The 15,604-nt window shown below is 66.9% G+C and carries 11 protein-coding genes; 3 read left to right on the plus strand and 8 right to left on the minus strand.

The features are described from left to right. Positions 1-77: 77 nt before the first annotated feature. Genes ACO2SS_RS07155 through ACO2SS_RS07170 form a run of 4 tightly spaced genes read right to left on the minus strand, consistent with a single transcriptional unit; the run spans position 78 to position 5,765 of the window. On the minus strand, positions 78-1,571 hold the full coding sequence (locus ACO2SS_RS07155; protein WP_423276923.1) for an O-antigen ligase family protein: 1,494 nt from the start codon (positions 1,569-1,571) through the stop codon (positions 78-80). Then, positions 1,568-2,749, minus strand: coding sequence for a glycosyltransferase family 4 protein (locus ACO2SS_RS07160; RefSeq protein ID WP_423276924.1), 1,182 nt, complete (start codon positions 2,747-2,749; stop codon positions 1,568-1,570). Before ACO2SS_RS07160 ends, ACO2SS_RS07155 begins: the two co-directional genes overlap by 4 nt. Next, positions 2,746-4,983, minus strand: coding sequence for a GumC family protein (locus tag ACO2SS_RS07165; RefSeq protein WP_423276925.1), 2,238 nt, complete (start codon positions 4,981-4,983; stop codon positions 2,746-2,748). The genes ACO2SS_RS07160 and ACO2SS_RS07165 overlap by 4 nt, the downstream gene beginning before the upstream one ends. A gap of 29 nt (positions 4,984-5,012) precedes the next feature. Further along, positions 5,013-5,765 carry a sugar transferase gene (locus tag ACO2SS_RS07170; protein ID WP_423276926.1) on the minus strand — a complete coding sequence of 251 codons (753 nt, stop codon included), beginning with the start codon at positions 5,763-5,765 and terminating at the stop codon, positions 5,013-5,015. A gap of 610 nt (positions 5,766-6,375) precedes the next feature. Here ACO2SS_RS07170 and ACO2SS_RS07175 point away from each other — a divergent pair. Together ACO2SS_RS07175 and ACO2SS_RS07180 are read left to right on the plus strand one after the other, a co-directional pair. Further along, positions 6,376-6,603: a hypothetical protein gene (locus tag ACO2SS_RS07175; protein WP_423276927.1), complete on the plus strand. Its 228-nt coding sequence runs from the start codon at positions 6,376-6,378 to the stop codon at positions 6,601-6,603. Between the two features lie 153 nt (positions 6,604-6,756). Further along, the gene (locus ACO2SS_RS07180; RefSeq protein WP_423276928.1) at positions 6,757-8,223 is read left to right on the plus strand and encodes a hypothetical protein; all 1,467 of its coding nucleotides are present in this window, start codon (positions 6,757-6,759) and stop codon (positions 8,221-8,223) included. A 6-nt stretch (positions 8,224-8,229) separates the two neighbouring features. Here the strand turns inward: ACO2SS_RS07180 and ACO2SS_RS07185 are convergent, their stop codons facing one another. From ACO2SS_RS07185 to ACO2SS_RS07200, 4 genes are read right to left on the minus strand one after another with little or no spacing between them, the layout of a single operon-like run. Then, entirely contained in the window at positions 8,230-9,378 is a 1,149-nt protein-coding gene (locus tag ACO2SS_RS07185) for a glycosyltransferase family 4 protein (protein WP_423276929.1), read from the minus strand. After that, positions 9,375-10,667: a hypothetical protein gene (locus ACO2SS_RS07190; protein ID WP_423276930.1), complete on the minus strand. Its 1,293-nt coding sequence runs from the start codon at positions 10,665-10,667 to the stop codon at positions 9,375-9,377. Before ACO2SS_RS07190 ends, ACO2SS_RS07185 begins: the two co-directional genes overlap by 4 nt. Beyond that, positions 10,667-12,877 carry a glycosyltransferase gene (locus ACO2SS_RS07195; protein ID WP_423276931.1) on the minus strand — a complete coding sequence of 737 codons (2,211 nt, stop codon included), beginning with the start codon at positions 12,875-12,877 and terminating at the stop codon, positions 10,667-10,669. Before ACO2SS_RS07195 ends, ACO2SS_RS07190 begins: the two co-directional genes overlap by 1 nt. Beyond that, the gene (locus tag ACO2SS_RS07200; RefSeq protein ID WP_423276932.1) at positions 12,874-14,241 is read right to left on the minus strand and encodes a polysaccharide biosynthesis/export family protein; all 1,368 of its coding nucleotides are present in this window, start codon (positions 14,239-14,241) and stop codon (positions 12,874-12,876) included. Before ACO2SS_RS07200 ends, ACO2SS_RS07195 begins: the two co-directional genes overlap by 4 nt. Before the next feature lie 497 nt (positions 14,242-14,738). Between ACO2SS_RS07200 and ACO2SS_RS07205 the strand changes: the two genes are divergently transcribed. Beyond that, positions 14,739-15,539 (plus strand): hypothetical protein, encoded by an 801-nt coding sequence (locus ACO2SS_RS07205; RefSeq protein ID WP_423276933.1) that lies wholly within the window; start codon positions 14,739-14,741, stop codon positions 15,537-15,539. Positions 15,540-15,604 lie beyond the last annotated feature (65 nt).

Genomic DNA, 15,604 nt, shown 5'->3' on the forward strand with positions numbered 1-15,604 from the left:
GGGCTAGCCCACAGGGCCAGGGGAGCGCGTCGGACGCCCGAAGGCGATCCGGCCGTTAGGCTCGCGCGGTACCCAGGTCATGACGGCATCTCGACAGGTCGCCCGAATGCCCGGCCGTGGTTCGGCTGGACGTCCTCGCGCCTGGATGGTTCGATGTGGGCGAGCAGGATGCCGAGGGCGATCCAGAAGAAGACGCCCACTTCCCCGATCGTCGTGCTGCCTCCGATCTGCAGCACCCAGCCCGTGACGACGATCGCCTTGCAGGCGGCGCACAGGGCGGCATCGCCTGAAGGTCCCGGCCGGACCTTAAGGGCGCGCACGGACAGGAACGCGACGGCGCCGTAATACATGAGGCCCGCGACGAGCCCGAGCGCCGTGACGGTCTCGATCGGGCCGCCATCGATGTAGCGGACCGGGCCGTTGCCGGCGTAGCTCGTATAGGCGCCGTTCACGGCGAGACCCTGCCCGATCAACAAGGTCGAGGCCTGTTCCTGGAAGATGAGGAAGTCCGTCGAGCGCTCGTTGAAGCTCGTGTCGCCGGACAGGTAGTTGAAGCTGTCGAGCCGCGTCGCGATCGCGTTGTAGATCTCGGGAACCACCAGCAGCATCGGCAAGGCCAGGATCGCTCCTCCGACGAGCGTCGCGACCGACATCTTGGTCCGCACGGGTCCTGCGAGGACGAGGATGGCCGTCGCGACCACGAAGCCGAGCCAGGCCGTACGCGACAGCGTGAGGGCGAGGGCGAGGCTGCCGACGGCAAGCCCGACCCAGCGCAGGGGTGACCGCGCCACCAGCAGGATCGCGAGCGCGATCATCAGGTAGCCGGAGAACGACCCGGGCGAGTTCATCGTCCCGAACACGCGAAACTGCATCGGGATGGGCGGCCCGATCGAGACCAGGCCGGCATTCTGCATCCAGAACGCATCCCAGGCCGGCAGGCGGAGGAACTGGTAGACGCCGTACATGCCGACGATCGGCACGACGACGAGTGTCAGCCGCGTCAGCTCGTCGCCGACGACCCGGAGGTGATCGCGGTTGCAGATGATCAGCAGGGCGAGGGCGGGCGGAACGACCCAGCGCAGATAGTCGTACCCGCCGGCGAGGAGCTTGCCCTGGATGATGGCGCTGCCGAGGCCGAACGTCGTCGTCGCAATCACCACGATGAAGGAGGCGCGACCCGGGATGTCGTCGCCCCGCGCGAGCGCATGGGCAAAGGTTCCGAGCGCATAGACGGCAGCCGCATAGGGCGCCAGAAGGAGGAGGTTCAGCGTCTCCCAGCCGGCCCGGATATCGACGAGGCGACGCACGAAGGGCGTGAAGACAAAGAGGGCAACGCAGAAGCAGATGAACTGCGACAGGCGGCCCTTGAGCAGGAGGAGCCCCGCGATCACGGCCGCGAGGGCCGGAAACCCGAGCCGCATCGCTCCGGCGGGGCCGACCATGGCGGCGATCGTCATGAGCCCCACGAGGCCGAGGGTCATCACCGTCGGCCGATAGGTCCAGCCCGGACCCTCGGCAGCCGGCGCATAGGCGAAGGCCGCTGCCGTCTCGGGCGCGAGTGCCCGGCTCATCCGCCTGGCCTCCCCAGGGCGCCTTCGTAGAGCGCCACGACCCGCTCCTGCAGGACCGCAGGCGCAAAGCGGGCACGCGCCTCGGCCCGGGCCGCTTCCGCCGTCCCGCCCGTCGCGCCGTTCAGGCTGGCCTCGATGGCGGCTGCCAGCGCGCCGGGATCGCGGATCGGGACCACCCGGCCCGTGACCCCGTCCGTGACCACCTCCACGGTGCCGCCGACCGCCGTCGTGACGACGGGGCGGCCGAGCGCCATGGCTTCGGCGAGCACCATCCCGAAGGATTCGTGCGAAACGGATGCGGATACGACGACATCCATCGCCTTCATCAGCGCGGGCACGTCGTCGCGATGGCCCGTGACGGTCACCCGGGTGCCGAGGCCTCTCGCCCCAACGAGCGCCTCGACGCGCCGGAGAAAATCGCGCTTGTCGTCGTGCGGCGCGCCGCCCACGATCCAGAACCGTGCCTCGGGATGGGACCTGGCCAGCAAGGCCGCGGCCTCCACGAACACATCCTGGCCCTTTCGCGGCTCGACGACCCCGAAGATCCCGATGTTCGGGCCGGGGCCGGCGACTTCGGCTGACGGCCTCACCTCGCCCTCGAGGAAGATGGGATCGACGGGGTTGGCGACGATCCGCGCCTTGCCGAGGTCGCCGCGGGAGGCCGCGAGCACCGATCGGGCAGCTTCCGACACGCATACGACCAGGGAGGCGTCGCTGGCGGCGCGCCGAAGGAGATTGCGGTAGGGCAGGCTAGCCGGTGGCCCGTCATGGACGTGCAGGACCAGCGGTATCCCGAGCCTGCGCGCGGCCTTCCGCGCGTAGAGGGCACCCACAGGATGATGGGTGTGGATGAGCTCGATCCCCTGCTCGACCGCGATCCGCTCGAGCGTCGCCGATCCTTCCGACCAGGCCCTCAGGTATTGCGCGAGGGCCGCCGGGTTCAGCGTCAGCCGCATCCTGTCGAGGGGAACCGGCACGACCGCGATGCCCTTGGCCTGGGCCGCCTGCTCCAGCGTCCCGCCGCCAGGGCACGCTATGACCGCCTCAAAGCCGTGGCGGTCGAGGCCGTCGGCGAGCGTCAGCATCACGCGCTCCGCACCGCCGAGGAAACCTACCCGGCTCACATGCAGGACGCGGGTGGGCCGCGACGGCCGCGCCCTGGCGAGGGCTGCGCTCACGCCCGGCCACCAGCCTGGCGGGCGAAGCTCCAGAGGCGGTGCCGGCGCTTCGGTCCGGCGGCGGGGCTCTGGACGTCCGAGTAATAGTGGCCCAGCCTGCTCCCGACGGAGACCTCGTCCTTGTCTTCGCCGACGAGCACCAGCCCCGCGAGTTTCGCATGGTGCGTGCGCAGCATCTGCACCACTTCCGAGACGGACGAGTTCGACACGCGCCCGACGCGGGCGACGACGATCGTCTGGTCGGCGAGTGCGGCGAGGCTCAGCGCATCGGAGGCAGCCGCGAGAGGCGGCGAATCCATGATGATCAGCCGGTAGTCGCGCTTCAGCTGCCGCAGGAGGAGCATCATGTTCTCGGTCGCGAGGGCGTCGGCGTGCTCCCCCTGGCCCGGCATGGCCGGCAGCAAGGCCAGGTTCCCCCGATCCGTCGGGACGATCGCGTCCTGGAGCTTGATCTGCGAGGCCAGGACCTCGCCGATCCCTTGGGACACGTCATCGACGCCGACACGGGAGGCGACGCTCGGGCGGCGCATGTCGCCGTCGATCAGGATCGTCTCGATGCCGGTTGACGCGATCGCGCGGGCGAAGGCTACGGCGAAGACCGATTTCCCTTCCTGGGGGAAGGCGGAGGTGATCAGGATGACCTGACCTTCGCGCGTCCGCAGATCGACGATCCGGTTGCGGATCCCTCGGATCCGCTCCCAGAACTGGTGATAGAGGAGGGACTGGTTGCCCGCGGCGAGCCCGGGCATCCGCCGCCCCACGAACGGGACCACCCCGAGGACCTCGACGCCGAGAGCGCGGCAATGTGCCCGCAGGCTCCGCACGCCTCCGCCGAGGTGCTCGACGGCGAAGCTCGAGCCGGCCCCGATGGTCATGGAGAACAGCGCGGCCATCGCGAGGAACAGCCCGGTATTCGGGAAGGATGCCCGTGTCGGCGTGGTGGCGGAGGAGATGATCTTCGCGTCTGCGGCATTGAAGCCGCGCTCGGACAGAAGCGTGTTGTAGCGCCCGAGAACGATCTCGTAGATCGACCGTTTGGCGCCCGCATAGGATTCCAGGCCCTTCAGCTCGACGCTCGCCTGATCGAGCTCGATCCGCTTCTGGGTCGTCTCCTGCATGCGGCGCTCGAACATTCCGGCGCGGCCTTCCGCCTCGCGCAGGCTCGCCTCCGTTCCGGCGCGAAGGCGCGCGAGCTCGCCCTGGAAAGCCTGGCGGATGCTGTTCAGCTCCGCCTCGGCGCTCTCCACCACGACGCCGTTCATGTTCGCTCCCTTGAAGCGAGCGAGGTTCGCCGTCGCGTCGGCCTCGCGCTGCCTGAGCTTCAGAAGAACTGCATCGTTGGCAGCTTCCGCGCTGGGCAGAGCGGTTCCCGACTGACCCGCCGCGGTCAGTTGCGCGAGCCGCGAGCGAAGGCGGGTCGTGTCGTTCCACGCGCCGACGAGCTGGTCGTGGACCTGCCGGAGTTCCTGGTCGACCAGGCTCTCCCGCTGCTGTCCGGCTCGCTCGACGGGAATGAGGTTATGGGTTGCCCGGTAGGTCTGGGCCGCTTCCTCGGCCTGGCGAAGTTCCTTCAGCCTGTCGTCCAGCTCCGTCCGAAGCCATTCGAGCGCGAGTTGCTGCCCGCCGGCTCGGCGCTCGACCTGGGCCTCGAGATACGCCTTGATGTGTCCGTTCACGACCTTGGCGGCCAGCTCCGGCCTTGCGGCCGTGAACGCGACCTGGACCGTCAGCGAGCGGCCGTCATTGAACACGGACAGGCGCTGCTTGTAGGCCGACATCAGGGCGTCCGCCCGGGCAGCTTCCTGCGACCAGAGCGGAGCTCCGGGATCGGTGCCGGCACCCAGGGCGGATTTCGCAAGCGCAATGATGCCCTTCAGGGTGGCCGAGATCGGGCCCGGCGGATGGGCGGCGAATTCGGGATCGTTCTCGAGCCCGAGATCATCGATCACGCGCTTGGCGATGCCGTTGCTGTTGAGGATGTCCACCTCGCTTCGCACGGCCACAGGATCGATCGCCACCAGAACGCGCTGCGAGCCCTCACCCAGGCTTCCGAGCGGCATCTGCGGCAGGAGCACGAGGCCGTCGGCGCGGTAGCGAGGCGAGAGCGTCAGGATGAATGCTGCGATTGCGAGAAAGCTCGCTGCCGCAACGACGACGAACACCACCTTGTGCCGCCAGATGGTGCGCACGATTTCGCCGACGCTCGCCGCGCCGAGTTGGACGCTGGATTCCATGCCGGCGGCACCCTGCTGTGAAGAGGAAATCAAAACGCAGTCTTCGATTCGAATATCTCGCCGACGGTCAGAAAGATGATCTTCATGTCGAGGGCAAAAGAAGCGTGGCAAACGTATTCGATGTCGAAATTTGTCCGCAGGACAACGGACGACTTGTCGGGTGTCGGGCCGCGGGCGCCGCAAACCTGGGCAAGACCGGTGATGCCCGGCCTCGTCACAAACCGTACGTCGTAATTCGGTGCGCGCCGCGCGAAGAGTTCATCGTGGTCGATCGCATGGGGCCGCGGGCCGACGATCGACATGTCACCGCGAAGCACGTTGATGAGCTGGGGCAGCTCGTCGAGGCTCGTCCTGCGCAGAAATTTCCCGAGCGGAGTGATGCGCGGGTCGCTCTCGGTCGCCTGAACGACGGCATCCTCATTACCGCCATCGGTGAACATCGAGCGGAATTTCAGGATCTCGAAAGGCTCGCCCCCGAGGCCGCTACGCCGCTGTCGGAACAGCACGGGTCCGTCACTGGTCAAGGCCACGGCAGCCGCGGTGAGGAGCAGGAGCGGAGCCAGTGCGGTCAAGGCGCAGGTGGCGAATATGATGTCGAACAGGCGCTTGCCGGGAGAGTGGATGTAGGCGCTCATGGCGCCAAGAGCGGCGGCCGGGCCCGCCTCGGGAAATCTCAGGGAGTTTGTTCCTGCACTTTGTGCGCGAAAGCTTGATCGGTCGGCCAGATAGGATTCGACGCGTTCGCGGATGATTCCCAGCTTGAGTACTTGCTGATCCTTCATCGGGCCTCCGAACAGAGTGAACCACCCGGCAAAACCGGAGCTCGGCAAATCGACAGACGTGGATTGTTTTTGTTTCGGCATCCGCGCTCGGCGCATGCATCGAGCGGCTTCGGATGCCTTCCGGCGCCGCAATGTCGCTACGCGAGCCAAATCGCGCAGCCGGCCGGTCCCCAACGCGCCGGCTCTGTCTAAAGACTATCTAAAAAAATGTCCTGATTATGGCACGAATTTTCGGACAAAATTGTACTATGCGCCAGTAAATGGCCGCCTATACGTTCGGTGTAGAACCCTATTTTAGCGCAATCTACATGCCAGTTTGTGGGCAGTGTGATTGTTTATACATCACCTGTGTCTAGGATCCGCGCAACGCAACGAACCGCGAAGCGCGTTGCGCTGCGGTGCATCATGCCGGCGGTCATCGGGTGAGGCAATTCCCAATCCGCCGTTTGGTTCCCGGTCGGCGCGAACGCGCCACCAAGTCCGCAGATTCTTGACTTCGGGTGGGGCTTCGCTACCCTCGAATCCCGCTCAGAGACCGAGCTTGAACCTACGCCGGGCGACAGGGTCGGGCGCAGGCGCGAGCCTCCTGGTCAGCCGCTTAGTAGAGACGATGCTCGCATTGAGCGTTAGCGCCATCATCGGCGCCGGGGCCGCTGCTGCCCTGCTATGGGATTATGGAGTGGCCTTGCGCCTCTTGGGCGTGGTCGGCGGCGGCAGTGCTGCGGCCTTTGGGTGCGCGCTCTATATCGGGGCGGTTCGGTCGCGCCAGCGCCGCCAGATCGAACAATCCGAAGACGTGTCGCTGCTCTCTCAAGGGAATCGTACCCTGGAGCGTTGAGTCGAGCCCGGCCGGCATGATCTTTGAAGCCGGTAGACCCGGTAGACCGGCCCGCTTTCTTGCTGCATCGCCGTCGCACCGACATCTTCTTCTGTCAGCAGCCCTGTTCCGGACGCGTCATCGGGCGCGTTTCGATGCTGAACGGAGGCTTGTTTGAGCAACGATCGCGCGTCCATCGACCATATTTCGGCGCTGGTGACCGTCTCGACCTCGAATACGATCGAGCGTCTATCGAAGCGCTTCGACGTCCGGCTGTTCGGCGCGATCGGGGATGGGCAGCCGCATCCGCTCTCCAGCCGCTTCGGTTCCCTGGTCGATGCGCGGCGGATCTTTCCACACGCGGAAACTCTGGCCGATACGCTCGACTGGTGCGCAATCCAGGGAGCCGTGAATGAAGCGAAGGCTGCCGGCGGCGGCCAGGTTTACGTCCCCGCGGGCACCTATGTGATGGGCTCGCGCACGCTTCTGATGCCGGACACCCCCCAGGGCGAGGATGCCGACGACGCAGTCGTGCTGGCAGGCGACGGAGCCCGCAACACGGTGCTGCGCTGGAGCGCGGACACCGAATCCCGCGCCTGGGCGGTTCGGCTCGGCAAGCGGCACAGCTATTCCCGCGTGGTCCTGCGCGACCTTCATCTCAAGGGCCCTGCAGCCTCGTCGGTACGGGGCCGCCCGCCTTGCCGTCTTTCCGGGGTCGCCTGCTCGTCGGGATGGCGGCTCGAGCGCGTCAACGTCGATCACTTCTACGCGGATGTGGGCATCTGGGATGATCACACCGTCCATATCGACTGCGAATATGGACGCGGATCGTTCTATGGCCTGTACTTCGATGAAGGATCGATCGATTTCGGCGACCACCTGTTCTTCCATTGCAACATCGGTGGAACGCTGAAAGCCTGTGTGGCGGTATCGCCGACGAACCAGGTCGAACATTGCCTCTTCGTCGACTGCCACATGGGCTGGAGCCCGTACGTATTCTATCGCGAGCGCGGCAAGCCGACCCGGGCCTTCATCACGAATACCAGGATCATCAAGACACAGGCCGAGAGCGTCGGGAACGCCTGGGCCTGGGGCGAGAATTTCGACGATCGGCTCGACCTGATCGACAAGTGCTGTTTCGAGGATATCCAGTTTCTGCGCAGCGCCGAGCACGTCATCCCGGGCGCTCCGGTGGCGTTCTGTCGGGTCAATTCCGTCTGGAACAGCCGCATCGTCGGTCCGCATACGATCTTCGGCCGCTATTATGATCAGGTGACGGATGCCTATTTCGACACCCGTGTGTTTCAGGGTAACGCGTTCGTTGGTGGATACTTCGAGGCGGTGGTGAACAGCTCGGCGGACAAGCCTTTCCTCCGTGCCTCCCAGGCGTGCATTTTCAATATCCTTCGCGAAGGCGAGCAGTTCGAAGGAGAACTTCGGACGGTCGGCACGCCGGTCAAGGCTGGCGCGCTCCTGCATGCCGACGGCCTGGGTGCGCGGGATACGGGGTCGGCTCCGCTCGGCGTTGCTGCGGTCGAGGGGAGGGCGGGCGGAGCAGTCCCGATCGTGACGCGCGGCCTCGTCACGACCCAATCATCGAAGAGGCTGGTTCAGCCCGCCGTGCAGGTGGTCTCGGCCTGAGGTCGCCTAGGATTCGATGTAGTCCGACAGCCGCTGCATGCAGGCCTGTTGATCGAACTGGGTTACGGCGCGCTGCCTCGCGGCCGAACCCAGTTCGGCGCGACGGCGATACGCCTCATCGATGGCTGCGCTGAGCCGGGACGGGTTGCCCACCGGGACGATCAGGCCCGATCCGTCCGCCAGCACCTCGCGCAAGGTCGGTATGTCCGAGCTCACGCAAGCCGCGCCACACGACATCGCCTCGAGCAGAACCAGGAGCGTGGCCTCCCAGGCCGAGGGGCAGCAGAACACGCCGCACGCCCTGTAGAGCTCACGCAGGCGCTCGCGATCCGAGACGAACCCATGAAAGGTGACGCGACCGTCCAACCGAAGCTGCCCTGCCTGCTCCATCAGGCGATCCTGGTCTGGCCCGGCGCCGACGATGTCGAGCCGGAAGTCGGGCAGCTCCACCATGGCCGAGATCAGGTCCGACAGGCGCTTCTGACGGTCATCCAGCCGGCCTATGGCGAGGACCGACTTCGCTCGCGCGTCCGCGCTCGGTGGCGGGGTGAAGAACGCCGTTTCGACGCCGTTCGGAATCAGGATGGCACGCGCGCCTGCCGCCTCGATCTGCTGCTGCTGGCCGCGTTCCTGGACGGTGATCTTCTTGAGGCGCCGCAGCGCGCGACGCTTGGCGGGGCCAGGGGTGCGGGCCGGTGCGCCGTGATCGGCTCCGATCAGCTCGACGCCCTTGGGCGGACGCAGGAAGTCGATGCGGTCGGGCCAGATCTCCTGCACGTACAGGACATCGATGCGGTCTGCCTCCAGGCCGGCCCTGAGCGCCGGCCCGAAGGCGGCCGCCTCGATCCTGGCGCGCAAACGGGCCAGCAGGCCGCGCCGGGCCAGCCGATAAAGCAGGGGATCGAGAAGAAGCCACCAGCGGGGCAGCCTGAGGAACCGCACGGCGAGCCCATCCGGGGTCGGGCGGGCGAACTCACGCTCCCGCGACAGCACGTAGATAGAGACGCGGTGGCCGCGCTTGGACAGAGCCGCCGCGTAGTACCAGGCGAAGTCGTTCCGGTAGCGCTCGACATAGTCCTCGGCCGTGATCCCGAAGAAGCCGCCGAAGAATTTCTCGAAGCTGTCGGCGCTCAGCAGGATGGCTACGGACTTCATGCGGCTGTGACGGCTGCCCGCAGGCGGGAGCGCTGGCCGAGGAAGGCGGCCGAGAGCAGGCCGAGCTTCATGGCCGCAACGCTGGCCAAGCCGATGGCGGCTCCCGTCGCACCACCGACAGAGACCCCGAGGAGCACCGCGAGAGCGGAGGCGACCGTGCTGAAGGCCTGGACGCGCGACGTGATCGCCGGAAGCCCGGCGGCCAGGAAGGCGTGGGTCAGCACGAAGACGATCCCGAGGATATACGCCTCGAGAAGCAGGAGGCGCAGGAGCGTCTCCGCCGCCACGAAGCTCGCCCCGTACACGAGGTGGAGCAACGGCCCGGCGAACAGAACGCCTATCAGCAGCGGCGGCAGGGCCACAAGCGCGGTCAGCACCGCTCCGCGTCCCATCGCCCTGAGGGCGTCCGGCCGCGCGAGCCCGGCGGCCCGCGGAAAGTCCACTGCCGAAATCGCCGAGGCTGCCGCCAGCATGGCGCGTGAACTGCCATAGGCGACCGCATAGAGGCCGAGGTCGACGGCAGGCAGCAGGGCCGCCAGCAGGATCTTGTCGAGGTTCGCCTCGATAGCGCCCATGAAGTCCGCCCAGGCATGGCTGCGGCCGTAGATGGCGAGCCGGCGGACGGCTTCCCTCAGGCGCGTGGCCGCCGCAGCAAGGCCGCCGAGGCGCGAGACGGCGAGCGACACCCCCGTGATCGTCAGCACGATGCCGGAGGCGGCGTACGAATATGCGGCCGTCTCGGGGTTGAGCCCGACCGTCATATGGACGGCGAGGAGGAACAGGATGACGCTGAAGGGCGACAGCATCCTGAGCCCGTTATAGGTCCGGAAATCCTCCAGCGCCTGGAACAGCGAGATGGACACGAGCCCGACCGAGATGACGGGCGTCAGGATCAGGAATGCCTGGGCGAAGTGGATGAGATGCGCCGACTTCCCGCCCATGAGGAACGGCAGAACGAAGGCTGCGGCCGCAGCGGCTGCGGTCGCGGTTGCGGTGATCATCAAGGTCGCGCCGGCATAGACGGCGCCGGGCGTCACGGCTTTCTGGTGAACTTCGTAGACCAGGGCCGCCGGCATCCCGAACGTGAAGGCGCTCGCGATGATCTGGGGCCACATGGAGATCGCGAGGAGTTCGCCGCGGCCGACGGGATCCAGCCCGCGCGCCGTGATGATCCCGCTCGCCATATTGGCGGCCAGGACGGCGACGTTCACGATCAGCGTCGTGGAAACGCGGAAGATGCGGAGCTTGTGCCGGGCGAAATGTCCGGACAAGCCTTCGACCTTTGTCATCAACCGTGTGTCTTCCCGGACCCGGTCGATGCGACCGAACTCGATGCGAGCGCCATGAAGGCCTGAAACTTCCCAGCCTGGCAGAGTAGGAAGCGGTCGACCGCAGAGAAGCCGAGACTTCTCGCATTCCTGACGATCTGGACGAGACCAGGCGCCACACCGGTGCCGACGACCCCCGAGAAGACGAAGTATGCGACCTTTCCGCCGGGGCTGAGGGATGGCCAGACCGCGATCACCTCGTTGAAGCAGAAGCAGCGGTAGTTGTAGCGCTCGCGCCCGGCGAGAGCCGCGAAGGTGGCGTAGTGCCGTGCCTCGCGGCGCGCGGATTGGTTGTGACGGACCACCAGGTTCGGATCGTACAGGACCGGCCAGCCGGATCGCTTGATGGCCAGCGAGAACTCGGCATCCTCCCAGGGCTGGGCACCATCACCGCGAAGGAGCTCGTTAAACCTGCGCTGCTGCACGGCCGCCATCCTGAAGGACATGTTCGCCCCCTTCAGGACGTCCACCGGGCGCGGCTCGCCATAGCCGAGGTGGTGATTGCCGACCACGCGGCCGAACCATTGCAGCTTCCCGACCGTGTCGCGTCGCCCGTCGATCGACGTCCCGTCGACCCAGACGACGTCCCGGCCGCCGAGTGCCCCCAGGCGCGGGTTGTCGGCGTAGTGACGTCGGAGAGCCCCGGCCCATTGGGGCGGCGGCTCGGTGTCGTCGTCGATCATGGCCACGACGTCGGCCGTAGTCGTGTCCAGGCCGCGGTTCCGGGCAGCCACCACGCCCGGCCGATCGACGGCGTGGGCCCGAAGCGGGATCTCCGGGCGGCCCCTGAAGCGCTCGATGAGCCGGACGGTGTCCTCATCCTCCTCCCGGTAGATGACGTTGATGTCGTCCGGCGGGTCGTTCTGGCGGGCTAGCGCCTCCACGCATCGCTCGAGATCCGCGGCCCGTCTGTACGAGACGATGACGACGGAAAGGCTCGGCATCCTGCGGGCGTCGCTGCGCTGGCCGGGAGGCAGGGCGATCGGGGACGAGACCAGGGCAGGGCTGCGCTCATCCAGGGACTCTGCCGCAGCCTGCTCGTAGAGGTCGCCCAGGCGAGCTCCGATGACCTTCCAGTCGTTCTCGGCCGCGAAGGACTCGCATTCCTGCTGCGCGGGAAGCTCCTCGCGGTTCCTGAGGACGCGGTCGAGCAGCGCGGCAAGATGCTCGGTCCCGATCCCGTCCGCCACGAGGCCGGGGCGGAAGCGCGCCATGATCTCCTGGAGACCACCGACCGGCGTGGTCACGACCGGCGTGCCGGCCGCGAGGGATTCCAGCGTAGTCAGGCCGAAGCCTTCGAGGGCGACGGAGGGCACGACGGAGAAGAGGGAGGCCCGATAGTAGAGAGGAAGCTCGTCCTGCGGAACGCCGCCCAGGAACCTGATGCTGTCCCCCAGCCCCTCGGCTCGCGTTCGCAGTTCGTCCGCGAGAGGCCCGCGCCCGCCGACCAGGAGAACGACCTCCGGATGCGCCTGTTTCAGCTGCGCCATCGCGTCGATCAGGTTCTCGACGCCCATCCGCCTGACCAGGCGGCGGATGCAGAACACGTAGTCCCGATCGGGCCGCAGGCCGAGCCGGTCCTTGGCCTCCTCACGGCTCTGCTCGACACGGAATTCCGCAGCGTTCACGCCGCCAGGCACGACGTGAATGCGTTCGCGCGGCACCCCGTATCTCGACGCGAGGAGCTGCTTGAAGCTTTCCGACAGGACAATGATGGAGCTCGATCGCGAGTAGACCGCGCGCTCGATCGTGAATTTGAGGCGGGCGGCGCCCGTCGTCGCTCCCTCGGCACGGCTCTCCTCGGCCCAGGGACCGTGGAAATGCGTCACCAACGGCCGGCCTCGAAGGAGGTCGAGCGAGGAGACGACATGAGGCGCGAAGTGGGACACCACGACGTCCGGGCAGAAGGACTTCAGCTCTGCGCGGATTGCGGCCCGGGAGGCCGTCAGGCGGCGGACGAAGCTGTCGGTGGGGGAGGCGAAGGCCCGCACCACGCCTTGCGACATGCGTGCGACATCCTCCGAGCCCACGACCAGACCGCGATTGTCGAACCGCCCGTCGGTCGCCCGCAGGGCTTCGAGGTAATAGCGGGACAGCCCGCCCGGCTTCTCGTCGAACCAGTCGAGGCCGACCTGCAGGATCTTCGGGCGTGCGTGGCGGGGCGCCGTCATTGGCTCCTCCGCGTGGCTGCCTCGGGCGCGGCCGCTCGGGCAGGCGACGCCCGCTCGATCGCGGGCGGGTCGCGGAAATACGACGCCTGCAGGGAGACCTCGATGATGTCGCCGGGATCGAGCACCGTATCCTCGCTGGCCTTCATGCGTTCGGGCCCTTTGAGGCCCATTCGCGTCACTTCGATCTCGGGCCGGGCCACGTTGTCGCGAACGAGCTGCGACTTGACCATGCCGGTATAGACGAGCTTGTCGCCGAGCCCCGAGAGCTTGCTTTTCAGGCTCTCCACCTCGAGCCGTGCCGTCTGGAGCTTCTCGGCCACCTCGAGCCGCCGGTCGTCCTCGATGCGGTCGAGCTTGCGGCTGACATCCTCGAACTCCCGCTGGGTGGCGGCGATCTGGGCGGTGGTCTGAAGAACGCGCGTGGACGAGAGCAGCAGCGACCGACGGGCGTCCGTCACCCGCGGCGCGACCGTCGATCCCTTGCTGAGGAGATCGGAGACGCGGGTCAGCTCGGCGGTGTCCAGCTGCACGCCCTCCTTCTCCTTCGCGACCTGCTCCCGAAGCTCGGCGAGCTGATCGCGGCCGAGGTCGAGGCGGCGGCGAAGGGACTGGAGTTCCTTGCGTTTCTCCTCTCGGCGCGTCTCGAAACGCTCCCGCTCCAGGGAGAGGAGATTCTGTACGAAGGCGGATTCGCGGTCGATCTCGAGGCCTTCGCCGCTGAAGGAGGAAGCGTTCGCAAGTTCCGCCTCGAGCCGGGCGGCCTCGATCAGCTGGCGGATATACGCGGCACGCGATGCCTCGTACTCCGCCTTCTGATCGATTGCGGACAGGAAGGGATTGTCCATGCGGATGCGCATGATGTCGTAGCCGCCGGCGAGCGAGATCGCCTGCTTGACCGACATCCCGGGACGGAATTCCTGCTGCCCCGGCTTGGATATGTCGCCCGACAGGTAGACGGGCCGATAGGACGCAATGCTGACGCCGATTTCATCCGGATCAATGACGGAGACCACCTCCTGGCCGTTGGCCGTGTAACGCCTGATCCGCTTCGACGAGAGCAGCTGCTGCACGGCCGCCCGGAACGCATCGACGGTCATGCCCTCCGCTTTGATGTTGCCTGCCAGGGGGACCGAGGAGGTTCCGTCCAGGCTGATCGGGGAGCGCGCACGCGCCTCCGGCATCCCAACGATCGAAATCTCGAGCACGTCACCAGGCCGGAGCAGGTACTCCGCCCGCCCGGGCTGCGGGATAAGAACACCGCAGACCGCTGCGAGGGTCGCGACGAGGGGCGCCCGGGCGTGATGGCCCGAGGCCGCACGCCCCGACGCCCGGCCTTCCCCTCTTTCAGAACTTTCGGGCGGCATCGGCGCCTCCTGCAAAGAGTGGCCCAGCGCTTCGCCGCCGATTGTTGCAATTTTGGGACCTCACTGGGGCGCTGACTCGACGAGTGGTTGCAATTGCCACCGGGCGTCGGGGTTCCCGAGACGGCTTGCCGCGCGTGCCCCATCCTCATCGGGGTCCCTCCGCGATGCGCGGCAAGGACCTTGCGAGCATGCAGCCGGGCAGGGGCTCTGGCCGGCCCGGCCGGCAACTGATGAGCACTTGTCGACGTTCATGAAGTCGATCCTGCGGGATCTGGTTCGGAACCGGTTGCTTGTGCTTCAGCTCCAAGCAATCTTCGGGAATGGTGTGGTAGAGCGAGGGTGATCCATCGATGAACAGTATGAGATTTGCTCGCAAGATCTTCCAGAAAGCAGTCAGTCTTCCCTCAGAGTTCGCCTTCCGGTCCAGTTCAAAGCCATCCCGCGATGCTATCATGGCGCTCCAGGCCCGGCCGCCGGATAGCGGAGATCCCCTGAGCATGCAGGCGACGGCCGGATTGCGGGAGGCGGGATACTTCCTTACCGATCTCGATACGCTCGACGTGGATGGCACGTCCGCGATGCAGATTGCGGGCGAGAACCTGTTCGAGCGGCTCAGGAAGCGCGCTTATGCCCCGGCCCACGCCGGCGTTCATACCGTCACGGCCACCCGCGAGGATCTGGTGGGTGCGGAGGCGATCTTCTACTGGGGCCTCAACGACCGCGTCCTGTCGATCGTATCGGATTATCTCGGCCAGCCACCGGCGTATGACGGGTTCTCCGCCTATTACAGCCGCAGCGACGGCCGGCAGGCCGGGCCTCGTCTCTGGCACAAGGACCGCGAGGATCTTCGCATGGTCAAGGTGGCCGTCTACTTCACCGACGTGGACGACGCTTCCGGACCTTACGAGGTCCTCAAGCCCCAATACGGCAGGCTGATCGACGGATCTCACTACGAGAACATGACGGACGAACGGATTCTCTCGGTCCTCGGGGCGGGTCAGGAGGCCAGCTTCGCGAGTCGCTGCACCGGCAAGGCCGGCACGGTCATCTTTTCGGACACCGCGCTGCATTACCATCGCGGCCGTCCGCCGACCGCCCGTGACCGCTGCGCGATCTTCTACAGCTATTTCTCGCGCAATCCGCGCTACCCGTATTTCTGCGAGCGGTCCGCCTATTCGCGCGCGCAGCTGGAGGCGTTGGCCAAGCCGCTGCCCGAGGCGAAGCGGAAGTCAGTGCTTTGGCGACAGGACCTCCCGCTCCGCTCCCGGCTGATCCCCCGGAATCGCGTCACGGTGTGAGCGCTCAACGCCGTTGCGCTTGGCTTCGGCGCTGGAGGCGTGACCCGGGCCCGCGTAGGGCGCAG

The sequence above is a fragment of the Enterovirga sp. CN4-39 genome (assembly GCF_049446235.1).
GTDB lineage: Bacteria > Pseudomonadota > Alphaproteobacteria > Rhizobiales > Beijerinckiaceae > Enterovirga.